Raw genomic sequence first — 24,448 nt, 5'->3', positions numbered from 1 at the left:
CTATCTATTCCGGATCGAAACCGATGTCGCGGATGGCGGTTTTCAGGGCTTCCAGGTCCACGGGGCCGGATTCCTCGAAGCGCAGTTCCTTGGCGGCCAGATCCACTTCGGGCTTGCTCACGCCAGGTATCTTGGCAGCGGCTTCCTCTACGGAGGCCTTGCAATGGCCGCAATGCATGCCGTTGACTTTCAGAGTTTTCATCTTATCCTCCAAAATAATTTTGGTTTTCATTTTCAACGGATTCAGGCTACGCTGAACCCGCTGGAAAAACAAGCGGAGGCGCGGCAATGAGTACGGAAAAAGAAACCAAAGACAGTAATAAAGCCTGCCAGTTGGGCTTTGATATCGGCGGCATGCATTGCGCCGCCTGCTCCTCGCGCATCGAGCGCGTGGTGGGCCAGTTGGACGGGGTGGACAAGGTCAGTGTGAACCTGGCCACGGCCAAGGCCAAGGTCTGGGCCAAGCCCGGCGACGAGGACGAGGTGCGCCGGGAGGTCATGGAGCGCGTCGCCAAGCTGGGCTTTTCGGCCACGCCGAGCAAGGACGAGGACGCCTCGGCCCAGTATGAAGCGGCCAAGGCCAAAGCCCTGGAGGACCGGCGGCAACGCCTGGGCCGTCTCTGGCCCATGCTCGGCTTTACCGTGCCCCTGCTGATCGTGTCCATGGGACACATGATGGGTCTCTCCCTGCCATCCTGGCTGGAGCCGCACAGTTCGCCGCGCGCCTTTATGCTGGTGCAGTTGCTGCTGACCCTGCCGGTGGTCTGGCTGGGGCGGCATTTTTACATTGAGGGCACGGCGGCCCTGCTGCACAAGTCCCCGACCATGGACAGCCTGGTGGCCATGGGCACGGGCGCGGCCTTTCTGTACAGCCTGGTCAACACCGTGCTGGGCCTTCTGGGGCATGATCCGGTCATGCGGGCCATGAACCTCTACTATGAGTCCTGCGCCGTGCTGCTGACCATGATCGAGTTCGGGCAGTTCCTGGAAGCCACGGCCCGGCGCAAGGCCGGGGACGCCATGGGCGCGCTGATGAGCCTCACGCCGGAAACGGCCCTGCGCCTGGACCCCGAGGACGAGGCCGTGCCGCCCGAGGATGTGCCTGTCTCCGCGTTGAAGGCGGGCGACCGCCTGCTGATCCGGCCCGGCAGCCGCGTGCCCGTGGACGGCGTGGTGCTGACCGGCAAGAGCGCGGTGGATCTTTCCCTGCTGACCGGCGAGTCCATTCCCGTGCCCGTGGGGCCGGAGGACAAGCTGGTGGCGGGCAGCGTCAACGGCGAAGGCTCCCTGACCATGCGCGCGGAAGCCGTGGGCCAGGACACGCGCCTGGCGCGGATCATCCGCCTGGTGCGCGAGGCCCAGGGCAGCAAGGCCCCCATCGCCCGCCTGGCCGATCGGGTGAGCTTTTATTTCGTGCCCTCGGTCATGGCTTTCGCCCTGCTGGCGGCGCTGGCCTGGCTGGTCTTCAGTTCCGAGCCCGTCACCACGCCCTTGTCCGTATTCGTGGCCGTGCTGGTCATGGCCTGCCCCTGCGCCATGGGCCTGGCCACGCCCATGTCCATTATGGTGGGCACGGGTCGCGGCGCGCAACTGGGCGTGCTGATCAAAAACGGCGCGGCCCTGGAACAGGCCGGGCGGATCACCACCCTGGCCGTGGACAAGACCGGCACCCTGACCACGGGCAAGCCCGTGCTCACCGGCATTTCAGTGCTGGCCGCCGACGGCTCGGCCACGGACGGCGTTGTGGACGGACTGGCCGAAAAGGATTTGCTGACCCTGGCGGCCGCCCTGGAGGCCCGCTCCGAACATCCCCTGGCCCTGGCCCTGATCAATGCGGGGCGTGATCGCGGCTGCCCGCCCTGCCCGGTGGATGATGTGGACGTTTCGCCGGGTCTGGGCATTGCCGGCACGGTGGGCCTGAACAATCAGAAATATGTGGTGGCCGTGGGCAACCGGGCCTTTATGAGAGAGCGCGGCCTGGAAGTGCCCGAGACGGCGGGCGCGCAACTGGCGGCTCTGGCCGAGGCCGGGCAGACCCCCTTGCTGCTTTCCGTGGGCACGGGCACGGATGCGCGCCTGGCCGGCATTCTGGCCCTGGCCGACGCCCTGCGGCCGGAATCTCCGGCCGTGGTGGCCCGTCTGCATGAAATGGGCGTGCGGGTGGTCATGCTCACCGGCGACAACGAGCGCACGGCCCGCGCCGTGGCCCGTGAGGCCGGTGTGGATGAAGTGGCCGCCGGGCTGCTGCCCGCCGAAAAGGCCGACTATGTGCGCCGTCTCCAGTCCGAGGGACAGGTGGTGGGCATGGTGGGCGACGGCATCAACGACGCTCCGGCTCTGGCCCTGGCCGATGTGGGCATGGCCGTGGGCACGGGCGTGGACGTCAGCGCCGAAGCCGGGGATATCGTGCTGATGCGCGGCGGCATGGAGGCCGTGTTGACGGCCCTGTCGCTTTCGCGCGCCACCATGCGCAATATCCGTGAAAATCTGGGCTGGGCCTTCGGCTACAATATTCTGGGCCTGCCCGTGGCCGCCGGTCTGCTGCATATTTTCGGCGGCCCCATGCTCTCGCCCATGCTGGCGGGCACGGCCATGGCCCTGTCCTCGGTGTCCGTGGTGACCAACGCCCTGCGGCTGCGCTTCTTCAAGATTGCGCCGTAGAACTCGCGGATATTGATGAACAGGCCGCGCATGTCGCGGCGTGAGGGCATTTCAAAAAAATTGAAATGCCCTCATATTTTATCCCAGGCGGCCGATAAAATAGCTATGAGCTTTATAAGCCGCCTTTTAAACGCCGATATGTTCGGCACGTTGTGGCGCCCTGATCCCGGCGGAATCAGGGTCGGCCGCGATGTCGGCGCGCTGACCTCCACCGGCTTTTCCCGTGGCGCCCCGGACAATGTGATTGTCAGCCGGGGCGACGATGTTGAACTGAAGTCCGCCGATCTCTTCAACAAGGTCAGGGACGCCGCGCGAAAAGGGGAAAATGTCACCCGGTTTCGTTCCATAAGCCCGCAAGACCTCGTTGAGGGCAAGGTTTCCTCCGGCAATAGCGTGTACAAGAACGGGGATTATTGCGCGGCCTTTGCCGACGGGATCCTGACCATTTCAAAGCGAAACGCGGAGACGGGCAAGTTTGATCAGGTTCTCTCCACCAAGATACGGGAAGACACCAAAGTTGTCTGGAACGAAAACGGCGAACCGCAACTTTTGACCGGCAGATCGGCCAGGACCGAAGGGGTTCTCAAGGCTGAGGGGGAAAATGAACTTCTCTTCCGCGTGTCCGATTGCGATGTGCAGGCCGGGGCAGGGACTGTCGTGTATAATTTGTGCAGTTCCTCGGGCACATATTCCGGCGGCGATAATGTAACCTATCTGGGCGCGTATGAGGGCGGCACGTTCACCGAGACCACGGGCAAGGTGACGTTCGGCGGCTATTTCAACGGCGCATCCTTTTCCAAGCTGACTGGAATTTCAGAATTTTCCGGCGTGTTTGAAGCTGCCGCCGTTGATCTTGCAGACGGCAAGGGCAGCTTCAGCGGCTATTTTTCCGCTTCGGCCATTACCGGTTCCGCCGACCACGGCAATACGATGGACGGCATATTTCTGGACGCCTGTACCATACAGGGCGGCGATGGCGACGATACGTTCAACGGCCGTTTCATCAACAGCACCATTGACGGCGGCGAAGGGGACAATTCTTTCGGCGACATGGGCATGAATCTGATGCGCACCTTGACCGCCGAAGCCGACTTCATCAACTCCAGCGTCAGCTCCGGCGCGGGGCGGGACAATCTGCGCGGCGTGGTCTGGGGAGGCTCCTTTGACCTTGGCGACGGCGATGACAGCGTGGACGGCGTTTTTTCCCAGACCACCATCAGCGGCGGCAGCGGCAACGATAGGCTCAAGGCCGACTACGCCAATGCCGCCTCCTTTGATACGGGCCGGGGCGACGATGTTGTGGACCTGACCACTGCCGTCAACAATACGGTGACGACCGGCGAGGGCAGCAACCGGGTCAGCATGGGCAGAAATGACGTGAGCGGCCAGGCCAAGACCTGGCAGACGGCTGAAGAACATGCTTTGCGGACAAGGCCCACGCAGACCGGCGAACTCGCGCGCAATACCGTCGTCGCCCATGAGGGTGAAAACGCCGTTACCATAAACAACGGCCTGAGCACGCGGCGGCTTGCGACCTCTGACGGTCAAAAGCAGGCCGGTCAGGGCGACGCCGTTGATGACGGCCCGGCGGAGGAAAACCCGCCGAAGGCGCAGCCGCAGGGCGACGGCACCGACAGGGCCATGGTCACCGCCATCAAGCGGTATCGCCTCTCGATGGTCACGGGATTGGAAACCGCCCGCGAACTGGCGGCCACAGTCATCTACGCTGACGGAAGCCGGGATAATATCAACACCATGACCCGCCGGGAGAAAAAATATGAAGATCCGGCGGGCGGCATGGTCCGGATGGTCCGCCGCTACGGCAGCGACGGTTCCGTCTCTTGGGACCGTTGGATGCGTCTTGCCGGGTAAACACGTTTTTCCCTTATCGCAGCCCGGTGGCGGGCTGTTTTTCTCCTCCGGCTTTTGAGAAGCCCTGCATTATTTGCTCTATTTTTTTCTTTGCAGCTTTCCTTCATCCATGTCCTGATGCTCCGGTTCAGGGCTCGTTGCACGAGTGATACTGCTGGCCGCGTCGCGTCCGGCCTCTGGCCCGGACGACGGGCAAACGCGAAAATTCCGGATTATGGCGTCAGCGCTGGGTTTGCGGGATTTATGCAAAATTTTTTTCTAAATTGTATACAATCTTACAAAATGACGCTACGGTTTCGGCACAGGCAACGGAGCAACAAAGGGGGCCACCCATGCATTGCCCACGGACCTTGCGCACTGATCTGATCATAACCGCCGCGCTTCTGCTTCTGTTGGTCATTTTGCGGGCCAACATCGACAAATGCGTGCAGCAGGTGGTGCCCTCGCTCATCAATCCCGACTTTTTCCCCTCCGTCGTTCTCAACTGCCTGATCGCCATCAACCTATTGATTCTCGTTCTGGATCTGCGCCAATGGCGCAGGCCGTCCCTCGCCGTAACCGCCGGCGAAGCGGACAGTGATGAAGCCGGGGATGAAACCGGGACCGGCGGCCCGGCATCGCTGCTCATCTATATCGGCATTCTCTTCGGCTATGTGCTCGGTCTGTACTGGCTGGGCTTTGTCTGCGCCACGCCGCCGGTCATGCTGGCCATCGCCCTGATGCTCGGCCTGCGGCGGGTGGCGCTCGCCTGCGTGGTTTATGTTTTGTTCGCGGTACTCATGAATTATCTGGCGCTCCACGTCATGCAGATCATTCTCCCCGTCGGGGTACTCTGGAATTAGGGAAGCGTTGCGGGTGAACCTTCAGGCAAGGGGGCAGCATGATTGAGCAGATTCTCGCCGGACTTCTTTCCGTCCTGACGCCCGAGTCCCTCGGGGCCATAGCCCTAGGCATTTTCACCGGCCTGATGTTCGGGGCCATTCCCGGCATTTCGGGCATCATGGCCATTTCCATCCTGCTGCCCATGACCTTTTACGTCAGCCCGCTGGTGGGCATCCCCATGCTGCTCGGCATTTACAAGGCCAGCATGTTCGGCGGCTCCATCACGGCCATTCTGCTGAATACGCCGGGCGCGCCGCCCGCCGTGTGCACGGCCATGGACGGCTATCCCCTGGCGCGGCAGGGCAAGGCGGGCAAGGCGCTGAACGCGGCCCTGACCGGTTCGGTGTTCGGGGATACCTTCAGCAACATCCTGCTGATCTGCGTGGCCGCGCCCCTTTCCTACCTGACCCTGAAGATCGGCCCCGTGGAGCAGTTTACCCTGATTCTGCTGGCCCTGACCGTGGTGGGCAGCATTTCCGGGCGCTCCCTGCTCAAGGGCATGAGCTGCGCGGGATTCGGCCTGCTGCTGGCCACGGTGGGGGTGTCGGCCACCACCGGGGACATCCGTTTTACCTTCGGGCATGACGAACTGGTGTCGGGCATCGCGCTGATCCCCATGGTCATCGGGCTGCTCTGTCTGCCGGAGGTCATCCATCAGGCCCGCGCGGGCATCCGGCGGCAGGTTCTGGCTAAAATCGATTTGCGCGGCGAAAACGGACGCCTGACCTGGACGGAATTCAGGCGCAATCTGCCGTTGTTGTTCCGCTCGTCCATCATCGGTTCCATTATCGGAGCTCTGCCCGGCCTGGGCGTGACCCCGGCGGCCTACATGGCCTATTCCGAGGCCCAGCGGACTTCCAAGACGCCGGAAAAGTTCGGCAAAGGCATGGTTGAAGGCGTGTTGGCCCCCGAGGCCGCCAACAACGCGGTGACCGGATCGGCCATGATCCCCATGTTGACGCTGGGCATCCCCGGCGACGACGTCACGGCCGTGCTCATGGGGGCATTTTTCATCCAGGGCCTGTCGCCCGGGCCGAATATCTTTTTCGAGCATACCGAGGTGGTTTACGGCATTTTCGGCTCGCTGATCATCTGCGACATCCTGCTCTATGTCATTGCCAAAGCCGGTTTCAACGTCTGGATCAGAATCATTCAGTTGCCCAGGCATGTGATTTTTTCGGGCGTGACGGTCTTCGCCGTGGTGGGCGCGTACTCCATCAACCAGAGCCTGTTCGACGTGGTCTGCCTGATCTGCTTCGGCGTTCTGGGCTACGGCATGCGCCGCTTCGGCTACAGCGCCGGGGCCATGATCATCGGTTTCATTCTCGGACCGCTGCTGGAACGCGCCTTTGACCAGAGCATGACCATTTCCGACGGCAGTTTTTTGATTTTCGTGGAGCGGCCCATCGCCCTGGGCCTGCTGATCCTCACGGCGTTGTCCGTGGCCAGCGTGATCCATGTGCGGCTGCGCAACGCCAGGTTCGCGAAAATGGCCCAGAGCTGAAGGCGGCATCAGCCCCCCCCGGCCCGGCCTGTTTCGATCCCGGAGTAGATTGACGGTAAAAATTAAACTGCTCCAACCCTCAACCCTGGAGACCGCTATGTTCAAGACTCTGCGAACGGCCCTGTGCGTTCTGGGCGCTCTTCTGCCGGCCGCTTTGCCGTCCGTGGCAACGGCCGGCAGTTATCCGGTCAAACCCATCCAGCTCATCGTGCCTTACGGGCCCGGCGGAGACAGCGACCTCACGGCCAGAGTCTGGGCCGAGTTCGCCAAACAGCGCCTGGGGCAGCCCGTGGTGGTGGTGAACAAGGCGGGCGGCGGCGGGCTGGCCGGAACCCTGGCCGCGGCCAAGGCCCGGCCGGACGGCTACACGCTCTATCTGGTCCAGGCCGGACCGGTGCTGATCCTGCCCCAGACCGCCAGCGCGGGCTATACCTTTGACAGTTTCGCCTACATCGCGCGGGTCATGATCGCCAATTGCGCGGTAGTGGTGCGTGCCGACGCGCCCTGGAAGGATCTCAACGAATTCGGCGCGGACGCCAAAACAAATCCCGGCAAGTATATCTTTGCCACGCCCGGCGCCACGGCCTGGCTGACCTTTGCCATGCGCAACTGGCAGAGCATTTCCGGCGCGCAGCTCAAGCAGGTGGAATACCAGAGCGGCGCGGAAACCATCAACGCGGTGGTGGGCGGCCATGCGGACATGAATTTCATGTTTCCCCAGACCTATGCGCCCATGGTCCGGGCCGGAAAACTGAAGATTCTGGCCATCGGCGCCAAAAGCAAGGACTTTCCGGACGCGCCGACCTTCGCGGATCTGGGCATCAAGGGCAATTATTTCGGTTGGGCGGGCATAGCCGCTCCCAAGGGCACGCCCAAGGAAATCATCGACAAACTCACCGCCGTCACCGAGGACATGAGCAAGGACCCGGCCTTTGCCAAGGCCATTGAAAACATGGGGGCCATGCCCGATTTCACCGCCGGTGAGGCATGGATGCGGCAGTTGAAGGAACAGCAGGCGGAAATGACTCTGGTGCTCCGAAACCTGAACATGCTCAAGAAGTAAAACCGGGAGGGGAGGGTGGGACAAGCCCACCCTCCCGAGCCGGCCGATGACAAGGAAGAGGACATGCTGCCCATCAAGAATACTTCCATGCTTCAGAACACGGGCGATCCCCTGGTGCGGGGCCCGCTGCTGCGGATGGCTAATCACGCCCTGGCGGCGCTCAATTCGGAACGCCTGATTCCCTCGCTGGTCCGGCTTGAGGGCGACATCCTGCATGTGGGCGACACCGTCTGGAACCTGGCCGACTACCGGCGCGTGCTCGTGGTGGGCGCGGGCAAGGCGGGCAATCATATGGCCCGCGCCCTTGAAGGCATTCTGGGAGCCCGCATCAGCAGGGGCCTGGTCATTGTCAAACAGCTTGAGCCGGGGGACGAGCTTGCGCACATTGAGCTGGCGCTGGGCGGCCACCCCTATCCCAATGAAAGCGGTCGGCGGGCCACCCAGCGCATTCTCGACCTGCTGGGCGGCTGCGCCTCCGGAGATCTGGTGGTTTCGCTGATCAGCGGCGGCAGTTCGGCTCTGATGAACTGCCCGGCGGAAGGCATCAGCGTGGAGGAGGAAAGCCGCCTCACCGAGCTCCTGCTCACGGCCGGGGCTTCCATCCTGGAAATCAACACCGTGCGGCGGCATGTCTCGGCCGTGAACGGCGGCCGCCTGGCCCAGCGGGTTTCGGCTTCGGGCGCGCGGATGCTCAACCTGATCCTGTCCGACCGGGTGGGCGACACGGCCGTGGGCACGCCGCGCGTGCCCGTGGCCTATACCGGCACCCAGATCGGCCTGGACCCTACCACCTTTCTGGACGCCTGGAACATTCTTGAGCGTTACAGGCTGCTCGCCGCCGCGCCGAATTCGGTACTGGAGCATCTGCGGCGGGGGCCGCAACTGACCGAGACGCCCAAAAGCCCCTTGCCGGGGGTGAGCAATTTTGTGATCCAGGGCCTGCCCGACGCCTGCGCGGCGGCCGTGGACGCGGCCCGCGCGGAACACTTGCCGGTGCATGTGCTGACCTCCGGCCTGGAGGGGGATTCGCGTCAGGTAGGCATGTTTCTGGCGGCCGTCGCCCGTGAGGTCCGGGACCGGGGCGAGCCCTTTGCCCCGCCCTGCGTGCTGGTGGCCGCCGGTGAAACCACGGTGCGCCTGAACGGCCCGGCGGGCAGCGGCGGCCCCTCGCAGGAACTGGCCCTGTCCTTCGCCAGGGAGGTGGCCGGTCTTGCCGGGGTGGGCATCGCGGCCATCGAAACCGAGGGCACGGACGGCCCCACGACGCTGGCCGGAGCCGTCACCGACGGCACCACCCTGGAACGCTGCCGCGCCGCGCGCGTGGACATTCTTGCGGCCCTGGACGGGCACGACTGTTGCCCGGCTCTGACCGCCGTGGGCGACCAGCTGGAAACGGGCAACACGGGCACCAATCTCTGTGATCTGAACATCATCTATATTGCCTGACGATCCGGCCGGGCGGACGGGAAAGAGCATGAAAAGTTACTGCATCAGCGGCATGAAGGCGCGGGAAGTTCTCAACAACAAGGGCTGCCCGGTACTGGAAGTGGATGTGCTCAGCGAGGACGGCCGCCTGGGCCGGGCCTCGGCCTCCTTCGGCATTTCGGCGGGCGCGCATGAGGTTGCCGTCGTGCGGGACGGCGGGCCGCGCTACGGCGGCATGGGCGTGCTGGGGCCCATCCGGCTGGTGGAGGAGCGGATTCTTCCGGCGCTCCGGGGTCTGGACTGCCGGGACCAGCGCGCCGTGGACCGGACCCTGCTGGAGCTGGACGGCACGCCGGACAAGTCCGCGCTGGGCGGCAACACCATCTGCAGCGTGTCCCTGGCCGTGGCCCGGCTGGGCGCGCTGCATCGGCAAGTGCCGCTGTATCAGTATCTCGGCGGCGCGCTGTGCGACACCCTGCCCCTGCCGCTTTTCAACATGATCAACGGCGGGCCTTATTCCGCGGCGCCCACGGATTTCCAGGAATTTCACGCGGCTCCGGCGGGCGCCAAAAGTTTCGCCGAGGCCATGCGCATGGGCGTGGAGGTCTTGCAGCGCCTGCCGGAAGTGATCAGGAAACGCCACGGCGCCGCGGCCTACCGGCCCGGCCATCTGGGCGGCATCGGCGCGCCGTCGGCGGACCCGCGCGAGGTGTTGGCCACGCTCTGGGCCGCCGTGGAAGAGGCGGGCTATGCGGACCGCTTCGTGCTCAGCCTGGATTGCGCCACCAGCCATCTTTTCGATCCGGAAAGCGGGCGCTACAACCTGAATTTCGGGCGGTTCGACACCACGGAGATGATCGACTATTTCACGGAGCTGGTGCGCGACTTCCCCATCTTCATGCTGGAGGACCCCCTGCATGAGGACGATTTCGAAGGCTTCGCCTGGCTGAACACGGCCGTGCCCACCCTGATCTGCGGGGACGACCTCTTTGTGACCAGCGTGCGGCGGCTGGCCGTGGGCGCGGCCCTCAACGCGGCCGGGGCCATGATTTTCAAACCCAATATGATCGGCAGCGTCAGCGAGGCCCTGGATGCCGCCAGATATGCCGTGGCCCACGGCATGGAAGTGATCCCCTCGCAGCGCGCGGCCACCTCGCCCGACGACCCCACGGCGGAACTGGGCCTGGCCGTGGGCGCGAGGCTGATGAAGGTCGGCGCGCCCCAGACCGGCGAACGCACCCAGCAGCAGAATAATCTGATCCGCATCGAGGAAAGCATGGGGGCCGCCGCGCGCTTGATCAGCGGGGAGGAGGTGCGGCGCTGGCTGGTCCGTTAGAGCATTTCAACTTTGAAATGCTCTGATCAGCGCTTCCTTCGGCCAGGAGAGGGACGAGCCCCGGATCGCGCTGGGAAAACGGACGGTCTGTATTCATTGCCGAATAGAACGGCCTGCTCTATACTATGCGTGGTATGGCGGGCGCGGTGCGCGCCCACCGGGCACGGGCGGAAAAGAGCCCAGAGAAGGGGTAGGGAAAGGGTCATGGGAGCGGGATACGTCTTTACCAAGGAATCGCGGCCCACATTGCGGGACAGGGCCGTGCAGCAGATCAAGCGGGCCATTCTTTCCGGCAAGCTGAAATCCGGAAGCCGGCTTATTGAGCAGGAGCTTTCGGAAAAAATGGGCATGAGCCGCTTTCCCGTTCGGGAAGCCTTCGCCAGTCTGGAGTGCGAGGGCCTGGTGACCATTGAGCCCTACAAGGGGGCGTTCATCAGCATACCGGACAGCACGGAGATCGTGGAGACCTACGAGATCCGCGAACTGCTGGAGGCCCACGCCCTGTCCCTGGCCATGCGCGGGGACGTCGCCGGGATCGCGGCCCGGCTGAGCGCCATCATCAGCGCCATGGACGCCGCCACCGAGCCCTCGCGCGAGGACTTTCTGCGCAACGATTTTGAATTCCACGAGACGCTCTGCCAGCTCTCCGGCAACAGCGTGCTCTATCGGACCTGGCTGACCCTTTCCACCAAAATCCAGATCCTGCTCAACGAAGAGTTGCACGTGGAATCCATGAGCCAGATGTGCAGAAATCACCAGCGGCTCTGCACCCTGATCGCTTCCGGAGATGTGGCGGCCGCGTCCGGGGAGCTGCGCGCCCATCTGCAACGCGGCAAGGCCAGCCTGCTCAGCCTGCGCCGGAACAAGGGAGACAGGGAAGGTTAGAGTTTTTTGATATTGAAAATATCCCAACGCTCCGTGCGGATTTTCCGTGGAAAGCCGCATCGCGAAATTATCGCAAGGCGAATGTACTTCGCCGTTAAGCGATAATTTCAAGCGCAAACTGCTCTAGGTCCTGTTAACACTATTTGACAAAGAGCGAGTATTCCGTAAGAATGTCTTATGCAAATTACTCGCGAACAATATGAGAGAATCGCTGACTGCTTCCCGCGCCAAAGAGGTAATGTCCATTTTGACAATCTCCAGGTGTTGAATGCGATTCTGTACGTTGCGGAGCATGGGTGTAAATGGCGTGGACTGCAGAAAAATTTTGGCTGTTGGCACAGCATCTACACGCGCATGAACCGCTGGAGCAAGAACGGAGTTCTTGACCGTATATTTGAACGCCTTCAACAAGAGCAGATACTCCGCCTTAAAATAGAAGCAGTTTCTCTCGACAGTACTATTGTTAAGGTTCATCCCGATGGAACAGGGGCCTTAAAAAAACAGGTCCGCAGTCCATCGGAAAGTCCAGAGGCGGCTGGACGACCAAGCTTGATATGGTTGCCGCGAATGCTGAATGCGCGTTGAATTTCAGCCTCACTCCCGGCAACGCCGGCGATGCCCCCGAGGGGCGCAGGCTGCTTGTCCAGTTGGGGCCGATGCCAGCGCCGTGCAGCTTGCTTATGGATGGCGCATATGAGGGTAATGAAACGACTCGCTTGGGACGTGAGTTGGGCTTCACTCCGGTGGTGCCGCCCAATCCCAACCGACTGAAACCGTGGGAGTATGACAAAGAGCTATACAAAAGACGTAATGAGGTAGAACGGCTTTTCAGGAGGCTCAAAGGCTTCCGTCGTGTTTTTACTCGGTTCGATAAGCTCGATGTCATGTTCCTGGCCTTTGTCGTCTTTGCGTTAATTGTTATAGCTCTGAAATAGTGTTAACAGGCCCTAGCCCCCGGCAGGCGTTGCCGGAAAGCCTTGCCCGTCCAGCAGGGATTCCAGCTTGGCGAGTTCAACCGGCCGCGAGTAATAATAGCCCTGGCCCAGATCACAGCCCGTTTCACTCAGGATGTCCTGCTGCTCCTTGGTTTCGACGCCCTCGCAGACAATTTTGAGGCCGAATGTTTTGGCGATCTGGACAATGCCGCGAATGATCATGATGCTTTTGCGCTCGGTCAGGTCCCGCTGCACAAAGCAGCGGTCGATTTTGAGCACGTCCGCCGGGAGGTCCTGTAACAGGCCCAGAGAGGAATAGCCCACGCCGAAGTCGTCGATGGCCACGGTGAAGCCGCTTTCCCGCAGCTTGCGGTTCTGCTGGATGATGGCATCGGGATCGTCCATCAGGGCGCTTTCCGTGATTTCGATTTCCAGAAAGGCATAGGGGATCGCATGGCGGTCCGCAATGCTTTTCAGGCGCTCCGCGAAGTTTTCATCAATGAAATGCAGCCTGGAGAAATTGCAGGCAACGGGCACGACCGGCTTGCCGGAGTCAAGGCGGTTGCGCAGTATCTTGCAGACTTCCTCGAACATATACAGATCAATCCGCTTGATGAAGCTGTTGCGCTCAAAGACCGGAATGAAATAATCCGGGAACAGCAGGCCCTTTTGAGGGTGCAGCCAGCGGACCAGGGCCTCCGCGCCGAGAATCCTGCCCGATTTCAGATCGACCTTGGGCTGGAAATAGGGCACGAATTCCCGCTGGTTCAGGGCCTCGTGCATTGCGGATTCCACTTCAAGGTCATGACTGCGGCTGTTTTGCAGCAGGCGGAAGGTGTAATCCTTTTCGGAAAAGAGCACATGCTGGTCCCGGCCGTTTTTTTTGGCCTGGGAGAGCGCCAGGTCGGCCTGATAAATCAATTCACGCGGCGTGTGCGGCTCTTTCCGTTCCCAGAGGATGCTGCCCATGCTGAGGGTGACGTGGGTGTCCGTGAGCGGCACGATGTCATGCCGCAGGTTCTGCTTCTGAATGTTCCGCAGAATGGTTTCCGCCACCTGGTTGATGCTTTCCGCGTCGGCGTCCGGCAGCACGATGACGAATTCCTCGCCGCTCAGGCGGCTGACCAGCCCCTTGCCCTTCGGCACGGCGTCTTGCAGGCAGCGGGCGATGCCCGCCAGGACCTGGTCCCCGGCCATATGCCCATAGGCGTCATTGAAGGATTTGAAGGCGTCGATATCCGCCATGACCACGCCCAGATTTCCGCTGCCGCGCGCAATGGCCTTTTCCAGGTATTCTTCCAGACTCCTGCGGTTGGGCAGCCCGGTCAGATAGTCCGTGGCGTTCAGTTCCGTGAGGCGTCGGTTCTGGGCCTGCCACTCGTTGTAGATCTTGTTGAAAACAAGGGCGAAGCCCCGCATTTCCCTGGAACCCTCGGGTGTCAGAAGAGCGGGAGCGCCTTTTTCGATTTTCCGCAGGCTGGTCAGGTAGCGGTTGAACGGCCGCAGCGTCAGGGCATAGAAGCAGAGCAGCAGAACGGCCAGCAGCCCAACACCACGGCATTGGACACCTGCGCCGAGAAAAGCGCGTGTTCGGTGGCCGTTGCGGCCCGCGCCAGTTCCGCGTTTTTCCGGTTCTGAAGTTTCTGCCGGAATTCCTGCAGGTCGTCGCGAATGATCTGCTTGTTCTGCATGTAGATCGGGCCGAAGATGAAACTCATGGCGAGCACGGCTTTTTGGTCCGCCGAGAGTTGCGCCTCCCGGCTGTTCCGGCGGGCGGCGGCCAGCTCGGGCGGCATATCCGCTTTTTTCATGCCGATGCTTTCCGCCACCAGGCGCATGGCCCAGGCTTCCCTGGCCACAAGGTCGTCGGATGCCTTTTTGGCGGCGTTGACCAGCGCGCTTTCCTCGGCGGTCAGGTGCAGCGCCGCAAGCTGATCAAGGACCTTTTCCCGGCGTTTCAGAATGGTGACTTCATGCCAGTAATTGCGCAGATACTCCGCGTTTTTGTTGGCGATGAAGCGCCAGACTTCCTGGGTCAGGTAATCGGAGGCGTCCGCAAGCGTCTGGCTCTGTTCCTCGCTCAGCCGTCTGCTGCGTTCCACCTCCACCTGGTTTTGCACGCGCTCGTAGACGGTCCGCACTTCCCGAACCGAGAACAGTATGGCCAGAACGCTCAGAATGAGCAGAATGACGAAAAGAGAACGCATATCGCGCGGCCTCTCCTTTAGAACCGTTTGCGCTTGAAATTATTGCTTAACGACGAAGTAAATTCGCCTTGCGATAATTTCGCGGTGCGGCTTTCCACGGAAAATCCGCACAGAGCGTTGAAATATTTTCAATATCAAAAGGCTCTAACGTCGAACACGGTGAGGCGCGCCGCGAAGACCGACCCGGCGGGCGGCTCATAGGGCCGTGCCTATAGCCCAAAAGGCGTATCGAGAGCAACGCGGCGTGGATTCAGGCAAAAACCGCGTTTTTTGCCTGAATGACCCCTTTGAAACAATATATGTTTCAAAGGTAATCCGCTCTAAGTTCGATTCCCCTGTCGGAGGAGCTACGGGCTGACGGTTTTGAGCACGATGACCCCGCCCACGATCATCAGCACGCCCAGAACCCGGCCCCAGTTCAGGGCGTCGCCGAACACGGCCACGCCGATCAGAAAGGTGCCCGCCGCGCCGATGCCCGTCCAGACCGCATAGGCCGTGCCGATGGGGATATGCTTCTGGGCCAGGAACAGCAGCCAGCCGCTGGCGGCCATGCTCAGGACCGAGAGGGCGATGGCGGCCGCGCGCCAGGCGGGCGCGGTCTGGGCCAGCTTGAAGCCCAGGGGCCAGCCGATTTCAAACAGCCCGGCGGCGATCAGCACAATCCAGGGGTTCATGCCTCGTCTCCGTCCGGCATCGCGCCCGCGCCGGGGGCGGTCAGGCCCAGGCGGGCCAGGCGGGCGGCTTCCTGTTTGCGCTCGCGCGTGCCCATGGGCCGCCGGGATTCAAAGTCCTCGCTGCATTCCTGCTGGCGGCAGAAGACCAGAAAGCCGGTGTGTGCGGTCATTCTGTCCTCGGGCCGCAGCCGGTCGGCCACGGGCTTCCAGCGGCGGATCAGGATTTCGCAGACCTCGGTTTCCGCGAAGGGACCCTGCTCCAGGCCCAGCAGGAGCTTGCCGACCTGATCCACCGTGGGCAGCAGAAAGCCAAGGCTCGCGCCGGGTTTCACGGCTTCGGCGGCCTGTTTCAGATATTCCCAGGGGGTGCGCACGTCCAGAAAGAGCGCGTCTGCCCCGCTGACTGCAAAGCCTTCGGCCACATCCCGGTGGTGCAGCTCCACATTGCCGCCCACCCCGGCCCAGTCCAGATTGCGGCGGGCCAGGCGGGTGAATTCCTCGCGCGCGTCGTGGCTGACTACTTTGCCGGTGGGCCCGCAGAACCAGGAAAAGCCCACGGTCAGGCCGCCGGAACCGCAGCCCGCCTCAATGATGGTGCGGCCCGGCCCGGCCCCCAGGCGCAGGCAGATATAGGCGATGTCCTTGGCGTAGATGATCTGGGTCTGGCGCTTGATGCCCTGGAGGCGGTCAAAGAGCGTGGCCTCCAGCACGCGGATGGGAACGCCCAGCGTGGTGCTGGTTTCCGAACCGAAATCCAGGGCCGCTACCTGGGCGGCGGGCAGGGTGCCGTCGTTGCTGTGCCAGTCCCGGCCTTCTTCCAGCCGTTTGATGTAGCGTCTGCCCTTGGGGGTCACAAAGACCACTAACGAGCCGTAGGGAATCATGCTTTTCCTTTCTGTCGCAAAGCCGTGCGTCAATGCCCGGCCGTTACGTTTCGTTACAGCGCCGTTTCGCCTGGAAGCGAAGATGCGGCGGGGTTGTAGAAACAGACCTGGTTGCGGCCGGAGGTTTTGGCCCGATACAGGGCTTTGTCCGCGTATTCCGTCAACTCCTGATTGCTCATGGGGCTGCCCGCCTCGCGCAGAGCCACGCCGATGCTGACCGTCAGGTGCGGGGCCACGGACGAGCTTTGATGCGGGATCCGGAGGTTCTGGATGCGCTTGCGCAAGCGTTCCCCCACAGCCAGCGCCTCGGCGGCGGAAACGCCGGGCAACAGCGCGCAGAATTCTTCGCCGCCGTAGCGGAAGGCTTGGTCCACGGAACCCCGCAGCTCTTCGAGCATGGTCCGGGCAACGGCTATGAGCGCGCTGTCGCCCGCCAGATGCCCGTAAGCGTCGTTATAGAGTTTGAACATGTCCACATCAAGCATGAGCAGGGCCAGCGGGCGGTCCCGGTCGCTTCTGGCCAGGCAGGCGTCGAAATGGCGGCGGTTGCCCGCGCCGGTCAGGCCGTCCACCAGGCTGAGATTTCTGAACCTGTCCTTTTCCTGCTCCAGCAGGCCGGAACGGGCGGAAAGGTCCGTAACATGCCTGCTCACCACGGGCAAGATATTGAGCATGTCCTGCAGTTCGCGCACGCGCACGGGCGGCAGGTCTTCCACGCGGCCTCCGTCGCGGATGCGCCGCAGAGAGCGCGAGGCCAGGGTCAGGGGCGAGAGGATGTAACGGTGCAGGACCAGGATGAAGACGCAGAAAATCAGGACAATGAGCACGCCCGAAAGGTAAAAGACGAAATGCGTGCGACGGACCGATTTGCTGATGTATTCCATGGCCCAGTGGGTTGCTTCCGCCTCCTTCGACGAGGCGAGGTCGCTCAGTTTCCGTAAAAGCTGGTCAAACTGTTTCCATAGTTCACGGGCCTCCGTGTCGGCATCGGAATGGCGTTGCCGGGCCTTTTCCATAGCCCGGCGGCTTTCGCGCAGGGTGACGCACTGGGCGAGCGCCCGCGGAAGGGTTCCGGGCGCGGCGCGGAGTTTTCCGCAATAGGCAAGCACGCGTTCCGACACGCGCGCATCATCCTCCGAGGGCATGGCCTCATGCCTGTCCTCTCCGGCGTAAACGCCGAGGCGTGCCTCAGTCTGGACAAAAAGGCGCGCGGCTCGCGCCAGTTCCTCTTGCGCGCGGTCGCTGCGTTTTTTCACAGCATCCAGCGCGTACAGCAGGGACTTGGCCGAGGTTGCGTATTCCACAAAACGGGAATTGGCCTCAAATACCGACTCCGTGGCCAGCGCCAGCGCGTTGACCAGGGCATCCCGGCGTATCTCGGCGTCGGAGGCGTTGTAGACTGTTTCCACGTAGCGGCGCAGGCTCTCGATATTGATCAGGGTGCGTTGATTCTTGAGAATGCCCGGCAGATGGACCTGATTGGTGCTTTCAGCGGCGGTTTTGATTTCCTGGAGATTGTCGTCGACATACCAGTAGACGAGGGCCAGTAGGCAGACCGTGGGCAGAAGTGCCAGGGCGATGAAACGGTAAGTGCCGATCCGGTGGAACCTCTCGGCCCGTCCGTCGGAAGATCGTGGCGGGGGCGCCGCTGTTTCTCGGGTATCCATGCGCTGCGCGACAGTGCTCAATAAATGTTGAAGGGGAAATATTTTCTGGTGATGTGGTTGTACTCGCCGTTGACGCGCATGGTCATGAGGGCCTTGTTCAGAGACGCAGTCAGCTCACGGTCGCCCTTGCGCACGCCGATGCGGGCCAGGCTCAGCACGTCGTTGATCTGCAGAGGGTCTCCCACCATGCCGAAATCCTTTCCCGCCCGGCTTTTCAGGAAATCGTAACAGGCCAGGGCGTCGGCCAGCACCACGTCCACCTCGCCCCCGGCCAGCATGCCGAAAAGGTCCGCAAACGGCGCTTCGACCACTGTGGCCACATCCGACCATTCTTTCTTCAGAATATCCAGTTGCATGGAACCGGTCTGCGCGCCGAGCCGTTTGCCGCGCAAACCCTCCTTGGTGACCGGCAGGCCGGGCCGCCCGATGTAGATGGTGCTGGACCTGTAATACGGTTCCGTAAACTCCATGTATTGTCTGCGCTCCGGCAGGGCGGCCAGCCCGGCGATCATCACATCCAGCCCGCCACTGATCATCTTTTGCAGCAGGTCGTCGAACGGTTCGATGACGAACTCGCAACGGGCGTCGATCTGACGGCAGAGGGCTTCGGCCATGTCGCGGTCAAAGCCGGTGTGCTTCCCCTGCGCGTCCGTGAAGGCCATGGGCGGATAATGGTCTTCCAGGCCCACGCGCAACACGGCAGGCGCGGCTTTTTCCGCCCCGGCGGGCAGGATGCGCTCCCGAAGGAAAAAAGCGGCCAGCGCGCAGGCGCAAAGCAGAAGCGGGATGCAAACCCGGCGGCAGGGAAAAAGAGGCATGCGCGTTCTCCAGGAAAAGTGCGTTGAGAGCGGCGTATCAGAACATCTGACGCATCAGGTCTTCTCCGCCTTCGGAGGTGTCCACCACCGTGCCGTCCTGGGCGCCGGCGTCCGTGGCCGAAGCTCCCTGCAGGGGCATGTCCGCCCGGTAGGCGAAGCCGCCGGACATGACGATGCCCTCGGGCATGGTGAAGTCCTTGGGTTCGTACAACTCCTCCACCACACTGCGGTAATAGCGGAAGATGGGCGCGGCCGTGCGGCCGCCCTGTTCCAGGCGGCCCAGGGACTGCAACTGGTCGTAGCCCACATAGACGCCGGTGACCAGGTAGGGCGTGAAGCCCACGAACCATGCGTCGTGCTCGTCATTGGTGGTGCCGGTTTTGCCCGCGATGAAGCGGCCTTCGATCCTGGCGCGCGAGCCGGTGCCGGCATTGACCACGTTTTTGAGCAGCGTCGCCATGATATAGGCGTTCTGGGGGCTGACGGCCTGCCAGTGTTCCTCGTCCTGGCGGTAAAGTTCGCGGCCCTGGGCGTCCGTGATGGAGGTGATGATCCGGGGGCGCACGCCCAGGCCCTGGTTGGCAAAGGCCGCGTAGGCCTGGGTCAGGTTGAGCGGGGACACGGCCACCGCGCCCAGGCTCACGGAAAGCTCCTGCGGGAAGCTGGGCTCCAGGCCCAGAGCCTTGGCCCGCTGAATCACATTGGCGATGCCCACTTGCTGGGCCACGCGCACGGTGCTGGTATTGCGCGACAGGGCCAGGGCCTGATGCAGGGGCAGCTCGCCCTTGTAGTTGTGCTCGTAGTTGGAGGGTCGCCAGACCTCGTTGGTGTAGGGGTTCACGTAGACGAAAGGCGCGTCCAGCACGATGGAAGACGGCGTGAATCCGAAATCCATGGCTGTGGAATAAACCACGGGCTTGAAGCTGGAACCGGGCTGTCGGCGGGCCTGGGTGGCGCGGTTGAAATGGCTGTCGCCGAACTGGAAGCCGCCGATCAGGGCCACCACGTCGCCGCTCTGCGGCTCCAGGGAGGCCAGAGCCCCCTGTACGGCCGGTTCCTGCTGTAACAGCAGGGGAACGGGCGCGTTCTTTTTGACCTCGGCGGCGTCAAAGGGCACGGTCTGCTGTTCCTTGCGGCCCTTGGCGTTGGTTATGGTGGTTTTGCGCGGCGCGGCGGAAACCCAGATCAGGTCGCCGGGGCTGAGCACCAGCTTGGCGTCCTTGATTGCCGGGGCGTAGATGCCCGCCACTTTGGGATTGGGCTTGCGCGCCCAGGACATGTTGGCCACCGGGATGACGCCGGTATAGCCCTTGCCCAGGTTCACGCGGGCTTCCTTGGCGTCCACGGCGGTGACCACGGCCTTGACCCAGGACTCGCCCGCCAGATCCAGGGGCGTAAAGGAGCGGGCTTCCAGAAAGGCGTGCTGCTTTTCGGCATCCAGCTGTTCCAGGGGGCCGCGCCAGCCCTGGCGCTTGTCCAGTTCCTCCAGGCCGCGCCGCAGGGCATGGCCCGCGGCAGCCTGCTGGGCGGGCACCATGGCCGTGCGCACGGTAAGGCCCGCTTCATAGACGTAGTCCTCGCCGTACTTGCGGGTGTCCACTCCCAAGGCCTTGAGGTTATGCTCGGTGAAAAATTCGATGAGCAGACGGCGGGCTTCCTCCAGGTACCAGAGGGCGGCCCCGCCCTGGCCTTCGGGCATGCTCCAGTAGACCAGGGGCTCGGCCGCGGCCTGTTCGTATTCTTGGGGGGTGATCCATTTCAGGTCGCGCAGGCGGCCCAGCACGTACATCTGGCGGCCCTTGGCGGCCTCGGGATGGCGAAAGGGATTGTAACTGCTGGGGGCCTTGGGCAGACCGGCGATGACCGCGCTTTCGGCCAGGGTGATGTCCGAAGCGTGCTTGCCGAAATAGGTGCGCGCGGCGGCTTCCACGCCGTAGGCGTGCTCGCCCAGGTAGATCTGATTCAGGTAGATGGTCAGGATCTCGTCCTTGGAGAGATCCTTTTCCAGGCGGTAGGCCAGGATGGCTTCCTTCATCTTGCGCGTGTAGCTGCGCTCGGAGGTCAGCAGCAGTTGCTTGATGAGCTGCTGGGTGATGGTGCTGCCGCCCTCGCCCGCGCGGCCTTTGCGGAAGTTATTGATGGCCGCGCGCGCGATGGCCACCGGGTCCACGCCCATGTGGCGGTAGAAGGAGTCGTCCTCGGCGGCCAGGAAGGCCATGGGCAGAAAGCGTGACATGTCCTTGAGGCCGATGACGAAGCGTTTTTCATGGTAGAGGGTGCCCAGCACCGAACCGTCGCGGGCCAGCACCGTGGTGGCCTGCGGCGGGTTGTAGTCGGCGATGCGGGTGATGTTGGGCAGATCGCGGGAAGCCCAGTACAGGAGCAGGGCCGCGCCGCCGCCGCCCGCCAGACCGCAGACTAAAAAGATGCCCACCAGCCAGAGGGTGAGCTTTTTCCAGGAAAATCTGATCTTCATGGCAGGGCAGTACCGTTTTTTTGCCTTGGCGTAAAGGGCGGGTGGGGAAATCCGGGGTTAGAGCATTTCAAAGGTCATCTGCTCCGGGCGAAGCGGGCGCTGGTCAAAAAGCCGCCGCGCGGCCGGTTTCCCGCAAAATACGGACCGGTCAGGCAGGGCCGCTCTCTGCCGGAAATCCTTTGGGAGCTGAGCCGGGCGGGCAGTGCGGCCTGTTTCCCCGTGTCTGATTTTTCAAATTAGGCACGGGCTTGCGCAGCAACTACACGGCCATGAAGGCCATGTGGGCGCCCGCGAGCAACGGCACGCCCCAAAGCAGCCGGCGTTGGCCGTCGGGGGGCTCGTTGCAGGCCTCGGGCGAAGGAGCGTGGACAATAAAAAAGCGGAAGGGATATCCCTTCCGCTTTTTCCGAAAATTGAAGCTCGGACTACACGCAACCGGTGGGCTTGGGCAGGCCGGCCATTTTGCAGGCGCCTTTGCCGGGGCCGGAGGGGAAGAGTTCGTACACTTCCTTCAGCTTGTAGCCGGTGTTTTTGGAAAGAATGCGCACCATGGGAGCGATGCCGTTCTTTTTGTAGTAGTCCTGCAGAAAGTCGAGGATCTTCTGATGATCAGGGGTGATCTCGGAGATGCCTTCGGATTCCTTCACATATTCCATCCATTCGGGGCACCAGTCGTCAAAACGCAGCAGGAAACCATCTTCGTCAACTTCAAAGCTTTTACCTTTATAGGTGATCTCAGCCATGCGTGTCCTCCTTGGACAGATATTGCTCAACTCGCCGGGACGATATGCCCTGGCGCTACGCCAGCCGGAATGTCCGACCCCGGCCGAATTCCGCTTGGAAGCGCGATTGAGAACCCAATCGCAATACACGAGCCCTTATGTCATAAAACGGTGTCGATGGCAAGCCCCGCGCACTTTTTTTCACGTCTCCCAGCACATTTGTCGGAAAAATTTGCTATATATTCCAAATAGCTATTCCAGATGGCGACGCGGCCCGGATCAAGCCCAGCCCTTATTTACAACGCCGTTGTTTCGCGCCGCGCCGCGCATGGTGAAGGCGCGAGAGCATTTCAACGTGAAACAGCCCCTAAACCAGATGCACTTCGTTGCGCGCCCAGTACAACAGATGGGCATGTTCCTTGACGTCGGCGATGACCGCTTCCTCGGCTTCGCGGTTTTCCATTTCGCGCAGACGCAGGAAGACCTTGCGGTTGCCTTCCTGATTGTTGGCCGAGAGCACGGAGAGTATCCGGGCCCCGTGCGCGCGCAGCAGGTCGAAGACGGGCTTCATGGCTCCGGGCTGGTTGGCGATTTCAATGCCCAGCTGGATGCCGCCCTCGCGTACGCCGGTAATGCTCACCAGGGCCTTGAATACGTCCTGGTCCGAAATGATGCCCACCAGGCGTCCGCTTTCCTCCACCACGGGCAGGCCGCCGAACTTGTTGTCCAGCATCAGCATGGCCGCTTTTTCCACGGTATCCGTGGGTTTGACTGTGAAGGGCCGGGGCGTCATAATATCTTTGGCCTTGAGTTCGGCCAGCAGGTAATGCATCTCATACATGTCGAGGGTAGTGGCCTTGGAAGGCGAGGCGTCCCGGACATCGCGGTCTGAAATGATGCCCACCACATGGCCCTTGTCGTCCAGCACGGGCAGACGGCGCACGCTGTTGTCGCGCATCAGCTTGCCGATTTTGAGCAGGGACGTTTCGGGCGTCACGGTAATCACTTCGGTGGTCATCCAGTTCTGTACGAGCATGCTTCCTCCCCTGGGCGGTTGAAATCGTTGGCGCGGGCGTGGCGGGCGGCCGGTCCGTGCGCCGGGAACCGTGTTCCCGGCTTTATCCATACACCAAGGGCGGGCTGCCGCACAAGCCCGCCACGGCGCGACGCCCGCGGGCCGTATGCCTTTTTTCGGCGGAGGGAGTGGAGACATGGATTTATATCTGGATTGCGGCAACGGCATCAGCGGCGACATGACCCTGGCCGCCCTGGTCCATCTGGGGCTGGATATTGCCCCTCTGGCGTCGGCCCTGGCCCGCGCCGGTGTGAATTGCCGCATTGAGACCTGGCCCGAGACGCGCGTCGGCGGCCCCGGCAGGCGGGTGGACGTGAGCTGGGACGAGGTCCAGCCCCTGCGCCATCCGGCGGACATCGCGGCCGTCTTCGCCGTCCTGGATATGGGCGGCGCGGCGCGGCAACGGGCCTTGGCCGTGCTGGAGGCCCTGACCCTGGCCGAGGCCGAGGCGCATCAGATTCCGCCGGAAGAGGTGCATTTTCATGAGGTGGGGGCCATCGACACCCTGGTGGACATCGCCGGGGCCTGCTGGGGCCTGGAGCAACTGGGCGTGCGCCGGGTTACGGCCTCGCCCCTGCCCTGGTTTTCCGGCACGGTGCAATGCGCCCACGGGCTGATTCCGCTGCCCGCGCCCGCCGCTGCCTGGCTGATGCGCGGCAAGCCCGTGCGGCCCACGGACGCGCGCGAGGAATTGGTCACGCCCACGGGCGCGGCTCTGGTCCATGTGCTGGTGGATGAATTTACGGACGGCCCGCAGGGCGTGCTGCGCGCCCTGGGCACGGGCTACGGCTCGCGTCCGGCCCCGGGGGGGCTGCGGGCCTGGCTGGCGGAGCCCGCGCCCGAAGCCGTGTCGCACGCGCGGGGCGGCCGGGAACAGGTGCTGCAACTGGAGACCCATCTGGACCACCTCAGCGGCGAGGAGCTGGGCATGGCCCTCACGGCCTTGGCCGCGTCGCCCGAAGTGCTGGATGTGCTCTGGCTGCCCGGCATCGGCAAGAAAAACCGTCCCGCGGGCCTGCTGCGCGTGCTCTGCCGCCCGGAGGACGAGGAGGGCGTAAGCCTGGGCGTGCTGCGCCATACCCACAGCCTGGGCCTGCGGCGGCAATGCCTGGAGCGGCTGGTGCTGCCGCGCGAGGCGGCGGAGCTGATCGACGCGGGTGAACGCCTGGAAGCCAAGGCCTATATCCTGGAGGGGCGGCGCTACGTGCGCGCCGAGGCCGAGGCCGTCAAATCGGCGTCGGCCCGCCTGGGGGTGGGCGCGCCCGCCCTGCGTTTCAAGGCCTGAAGCGCGGGCCGGGCTTGCTTCCGCTTCGGCTTCAGCGTATGAGCGGGGTAAGGCATTCATGCCTTTTATTAGGAGGT

The 24,448-nt window shown here is 62.9% G+C and carries 20 protein-coding genes; 10 read left to right on the top strand and 10 right to left on the bottom strand.

Annotated elements, in window-relative coordinates; translation table 11 throughout:
* Positions 1-4: 4 nt before the first annotated feature.
* Positions 5-202: a heavy-metal-associated domain-containing protein gene (locus HMPREF0326_RS01505; protein WP_009302810.1), complete on the bottom strand. Its 198-nt coding sequence runs from the start codon at positions 200-202 to the stop codon at positions 5-7.
* Positions 203-288: 86 nt separating this feature from the next.
* Here HMPREF0326_RS01505 and HMPREF0326_RS01500 point away from each other — a divergent pair, with 86 nt between their 5' ends.
* From HMPREF0326_RS01500 to HMPREF0326_RS16540, 9 genes are all read left to right on the top strand, one after another.
* Positions 289-2,661 carry a heavy metal translocating P-type ATPase gene (locus tag HMPREF0326_RS01500; RefSeq protein ID WP_008682232.1) on the top strand — a complete coding sequence of 791 codons (2,373 nt, stop codon included), beginning with the start codon at positions 289-291 and terminating at the stop codon, positions 2,659-2,661.
* A 138-nt stretch (positions 2,662-2,799) separates the two neighbouring features.
* Positions 2,800-4,533 (top strand): calcium-binding protein, encoded by a 1,734-nt coding sequence (locus tag HMPREF0326_RS01495; RefSeq protein WP_232224893.1) that lies wholly within the window; start codon positions 2,800-2,802, stop codon positions 4,531-4,533.
* 332 nt (positions 4,534-4,865) lie between these two features.
* Positions 4,866-5,375 (top strand): tripartite tricarboxylate transporter TctB family protein, encoded by a 510-nt coding sequence (locus HMPREF0326_RS01490; protein ID WP_008682229.1) that lies wholly within the window; start codon positions 4,866-4,868, stop codon positions 5,373-5,375.
* Positions 5,376-5,413: 38 nt separating this feature from the next.
* Positions 5,414-6,919, top strand: a complete 1,506-nt coding sequence (locus HMPREF0326_RS01485) for a tripartite tricarboxylate transporter permease (RefSeq protein WP_008682227.1) — start codon at positions 5,414-5,416, stop codon at positions 6,917-6,919.
* A 97-nt stretch (positions 6,920-7,016) separates the two neighbouring features.
* A complete protein-coding gene (locus tag HMPREF0326_RS01480) occupies positions 7,017-7,982 on the top strand; it encodes a Bug family tripartite tricarboxylate transporter substrate binding protein (RefSeq protein WP_008682226.1) in 966 nt (321 codons plus the stop codon).
* Positions 7,983-8,045: 63 nt separating this feature from the next.
* Positions 8,046-9,428, top strand: coding sequence for a glycerate kinase type-2 family protein (locus HMPREF0326_RS01475; RefSeq protein WP_232224892.1), 1,383 nt, complete (start codon positions 8,046-8,048; stop codon positions 9,426-9,428).
* Between the two features lie 28 nt (positions 9,429-9,456).
* Positions 9,457-10,743, top strand: a complete 1,287-nt coding sequence (eno, locus tag HMPREF0326_RS01470; protein ID WP_008682224.1) for a phosphopyruvate hydratase — start codon at positions 9,457-9,459, stop codon at positions 10,741-10,743.
* Positions 10,744-10,947: 204 nt separating this feature from the next.
* Entirely contained in the window at positions 10,948-11,628 is a 681-nt protein-coding gene (locus tag HMPREF0326_RS01465) for a GntR family transcriptional regulator (protein ID WP_009302816.1), read from the top strand.
* Positions 11,629-11,805: 177 nt separating this feature from the next.
* A protein-coding gene (locus HMPREF0326_RS16540; protein ID WP_147568361.1) for an IS5 family transposase occupies positions 11,806-12,563 on the top strand; the annotation gives its coding sequence in 2 pieces (ribosomal slippage) (positions 11,806-12,130 and positions 12,130-12,563; 759 coding nt in all).
* A 12-nt stretch (positions 12,564-12,575) separates the two neighbouring features.
* Here HMPREF0326_RS16540 and HMPREF0326_RS17130 read toward each other — a convergent pair.
* The 9 genes from HMPREF0326_RS17130 to HMPREF0326_RS01410 all read right to left on the bottom strand — a co-directional run bounded on the left by HMPREF0326_RS17130 (position 12,576) and on the right by HMPREF0326_RS01410 (position 23,047).
* Positions 12,576-13,982: a putative bifunctional diguanylate cyclase/phosphodiesterase gene (locus HMPREF0326_RS17130; protein ID WP_008682220.1), complete on the bottom strand. Its 1,407-nt coding sequence runs from the start codon at positions 13,980-13,982 to the stop codon at positions 12,576-12,578.
* 89 nt (positions 13,983-14,071) lie between these two features.
* Entirely contained in the window at positions 14,072-14,770 is a 699-nt protein-coding gene (locus tag HMPREF0326_RS17125; protein ID WP_008682218.1) for a hypothetical protein, read from the bottom strand.
* Between the two features lie 347 nt (positions 14,771-15,117).
* Positions 15,118-15,444, bottom strand: coding sequence for a DMT family transporter (locus HMPREF0326_RS01440; RefSeq protein ID WP_008682217.1), 327 nt, complete (start codon positions 15,442-15,444; stop codon positions 15,118-15,120).
* Entirely contained in the window at positions 15,441-16,328 is an 888-nt protein-coding gene (locus HMPREF0326_RS01435) for a tRNA (adenine-N1)-methyltransferase (protein ID WP_020990141.1), read from the bottom strand. Before HMPREF0326_RS01435 ends, HMPREF0326_RS01440 begins: the two co-directional genes overlap by 4 nt.
* Before the next feature lie 53 nt (positions 16,329-16,381).
* Entirely contained in the window at positions 16,382-17,995 is a 1,614-nt protein-coding gene (locus HMPREF0326_RS01430) for a GGDEF domain-containing protein (RefSeq protein WP_008682212.1), read from the bottom strand.
* A gap of 17 nt (positions 17,996-18,012) precedes the next feature.
* Positions 18,013-18,813, bottom strand: a complete 801-nt coding sequence (locus HMPREF0326_RS01425; protein ID WP_008682210.1) for a substrate-binding periplasmic protein — start codon at positions 18,811-18,813, stop codon at positions 18,013-18,015.
* A 37-nt stretch (positions 18,814-18,850) separates the two neighbouring features.
* Positions 18,851-21,289, bottom strand: coding sequence for a penicillin-binding protein 1A (locus tag HMPREF0326_RS01420; protein WP_008682208.1), 2,439 nt, complete (start codon positions 21,287-21,289; stop codon positions 18,851-18,853).
* A 425-nt stretch (positions 21,290-21,714) separates the two neighbouring features.
* Positions 21,715-22,032 (bottom strand): TusE/DsrC/DsvC family sulfur relay protein, encoded by a 318-nt coding sequence (locus tag HMPREF0326_RS01415; protein ID WP_008682206.1) that lies wholly within the window; start codon positions 22,030-22,032, stop codon positions 21,715-21,717.
* Positions 22,033-22,378: 346 nt separating this feature from the next.
* Positions 22,379-23,047: a CBS and ACT domain-containing protein gene (locus HMPREF0326_RS01410; RefSeq protein WP_008682205.1), complete on the bottom strand. Its 669-nt coding sequence runs from the start codon at positions 23,045-23,047 to the stop codon at positions 22,379-22,381.
* Between the two features lie 175 nt (positions 23,048-23,222).
* Between HMPREF0326_RS01410 and HMPREF0326_RS01405 the strand changes: the two genes are divergently transcribed.
* Positions 23,223-24,371 (top strand): LarC family nickel insertion protein, encoded by a 1,149-nt coding sequence (locus tag HMPREF0326_RS01405; RefSeq protein ID WP_020990140.1) that lies wholly within the window; start codon positions 23,223-23,225, stop codon positions 24,369-24,371.
* The last annotated feature ends 77 nt before the right edge of the window (positions 24,372-24,448 follow it).

The sequence above is a fragment of the Desulfovibrio sp. 3_1_syn3 genome (assembly GCF_000145315.2).
GTDB classification, from domain to species: domain Bacteria; phylum Desulfobacterota; class Desulfovibrionia; order Desulfovibrionales; family Desulfovibrionaceae; genus Desulfovibrio; species Desulfovibrio fairfieldensis.
This window is presented reverse-complemented; position numbering and strand designations above follow the sequence as displayed.

Coding starts and splice junctions, on each gene's coding strand:
- HMPREF0326_RS01405 (WP_020990140.1), top strand. CDS start 23,223: ATGGATTTATATCTGGATTGCGGCAACGGCATCAGCGGCGACATGACC.
- HMPREF0326_RS01420 (WP_008682208.1), bottom strand. CDS start 21,289: ATGAAGATCAGATTTTCCTGGAAAAAGCTCACCCTCTGGCTGGTGGGC.
- HMPREF0326_RS01425 (WP_008682210.1), bottom strand. CDS start 18,813: ATGCCTCTTTTTCCCTGCCGCCGGGTTTGCATCCCGCTTCTGCTTTGC.
- HMPREF0326_RS01490 (WP_008682229.1), top strand. CDS start 4,866: ATGCATTGCCCACGGACCTTGCGCACTGATCTGATCATAACCGCCGCG.
- HMPREF0326_RS01480 (WP_008682226.1), top strand. CDS start 7,017: ATGTTCAAGACTCTGCGAACGGCCCTGTGCGTTCTGGGCGCTCTTCTG.
- HMPREF0326_RS01485 (WP_008682227.1), top strand. CDS start 5,414: ATGATTGAGCAGATTCTCGCCGGACTTCTTTCCGTCCTGACGCCCGAG.
- HMPREF0326_RS01440 (WP_008682217.1), bottom strand. CDS start 15,444: ATGAACCCCTGGATTGTGCTGATCGCCGCCGGGCTGTTTGAAATCGGC.
- HMPREF0326_RS01500 (WP_008682232.1), top strand. CDS start 289: ATGAGTACGGAAAAAGAAACCAAAGACAGTAATAAAGCCTGCCAGTTG.
- eno (WP_008682224.1), top strand. CDS start 9,457: ATGAAAAGTTACTGCATCAGCGGCATGAAGGCGCGGGAAGTTCTCAAC.
- HMPREF0326_RS01475 (WP_232224892.1), top strand. CDS start 8,046: ATGCTGCCCATCAAGAATACTTCCATGCTTCAGAACACGGGCGATCCC.
- HMPREF0326_RS01495 (WP_232224893.1), top strand. CDS start 2,800: ATGTTCGGCACGTTGTGGCGCCCTGATCCCGGCGGAATCAGGGTCGGC.
- HMPREF0326_RS01505 (WP_009302810.1), bottom strand. CDS start 202: ATGAAAACTCTGAAAGTCAACGGCATGCATTGCGGCCATTGCAAGGCC.
- HMPREF0326_RS01410 (WP_008682205.1), bottom strand. CDS start 23,047: ATGCTCGTACAGAACTGGATGACCACCGAAGTGATTACCGTGACGCCC.
- HMPREF0326_RS01415 (WP_008682206.1), bottom strand. CDS start 22,032: ATGGCTGAGATCACCTATAAAGGTAAAAGCTTTGAAGTTGACGAAGAT.
- HMPREF0326_RS01430 (WP_008682212.1), bottom strand. CDS start 17,995: ATGGATACCCGAGAAACAGCGGCGCCCCCGCCACGATCTTCCGACGGA.
- HMPREF0326_RS17125 (WP_008682218.1), bottom strand. CDS start 14,770: ATGCGTTCTCTTTTCGTCATTCTGCTCATTCTGAGCGTTCTGGCCATA.
- HMPREF0326_RS17130 (WP_008682220.1), bottom strand. CDS start 13,982: ATGCGGGGCTTCGCCCTTGTTTTCAACAAGATCTACAACGAGTGGCAG.
- HMPREF0326_RS01435 (WP_020990141.1), bottom strand. CDS start 16,328: ATGATTCCCTACGGCTCGTTAGTGGTCTTTGTGACCCCCAAGGGCAGA.
- HMPREF0326_RS01465 (WP_009302816.1), top strand. CDS start 10,948: ATGGGAGCGGGATACGTCTTTACCAAGGAATCGCGGCCCACATTGCGG.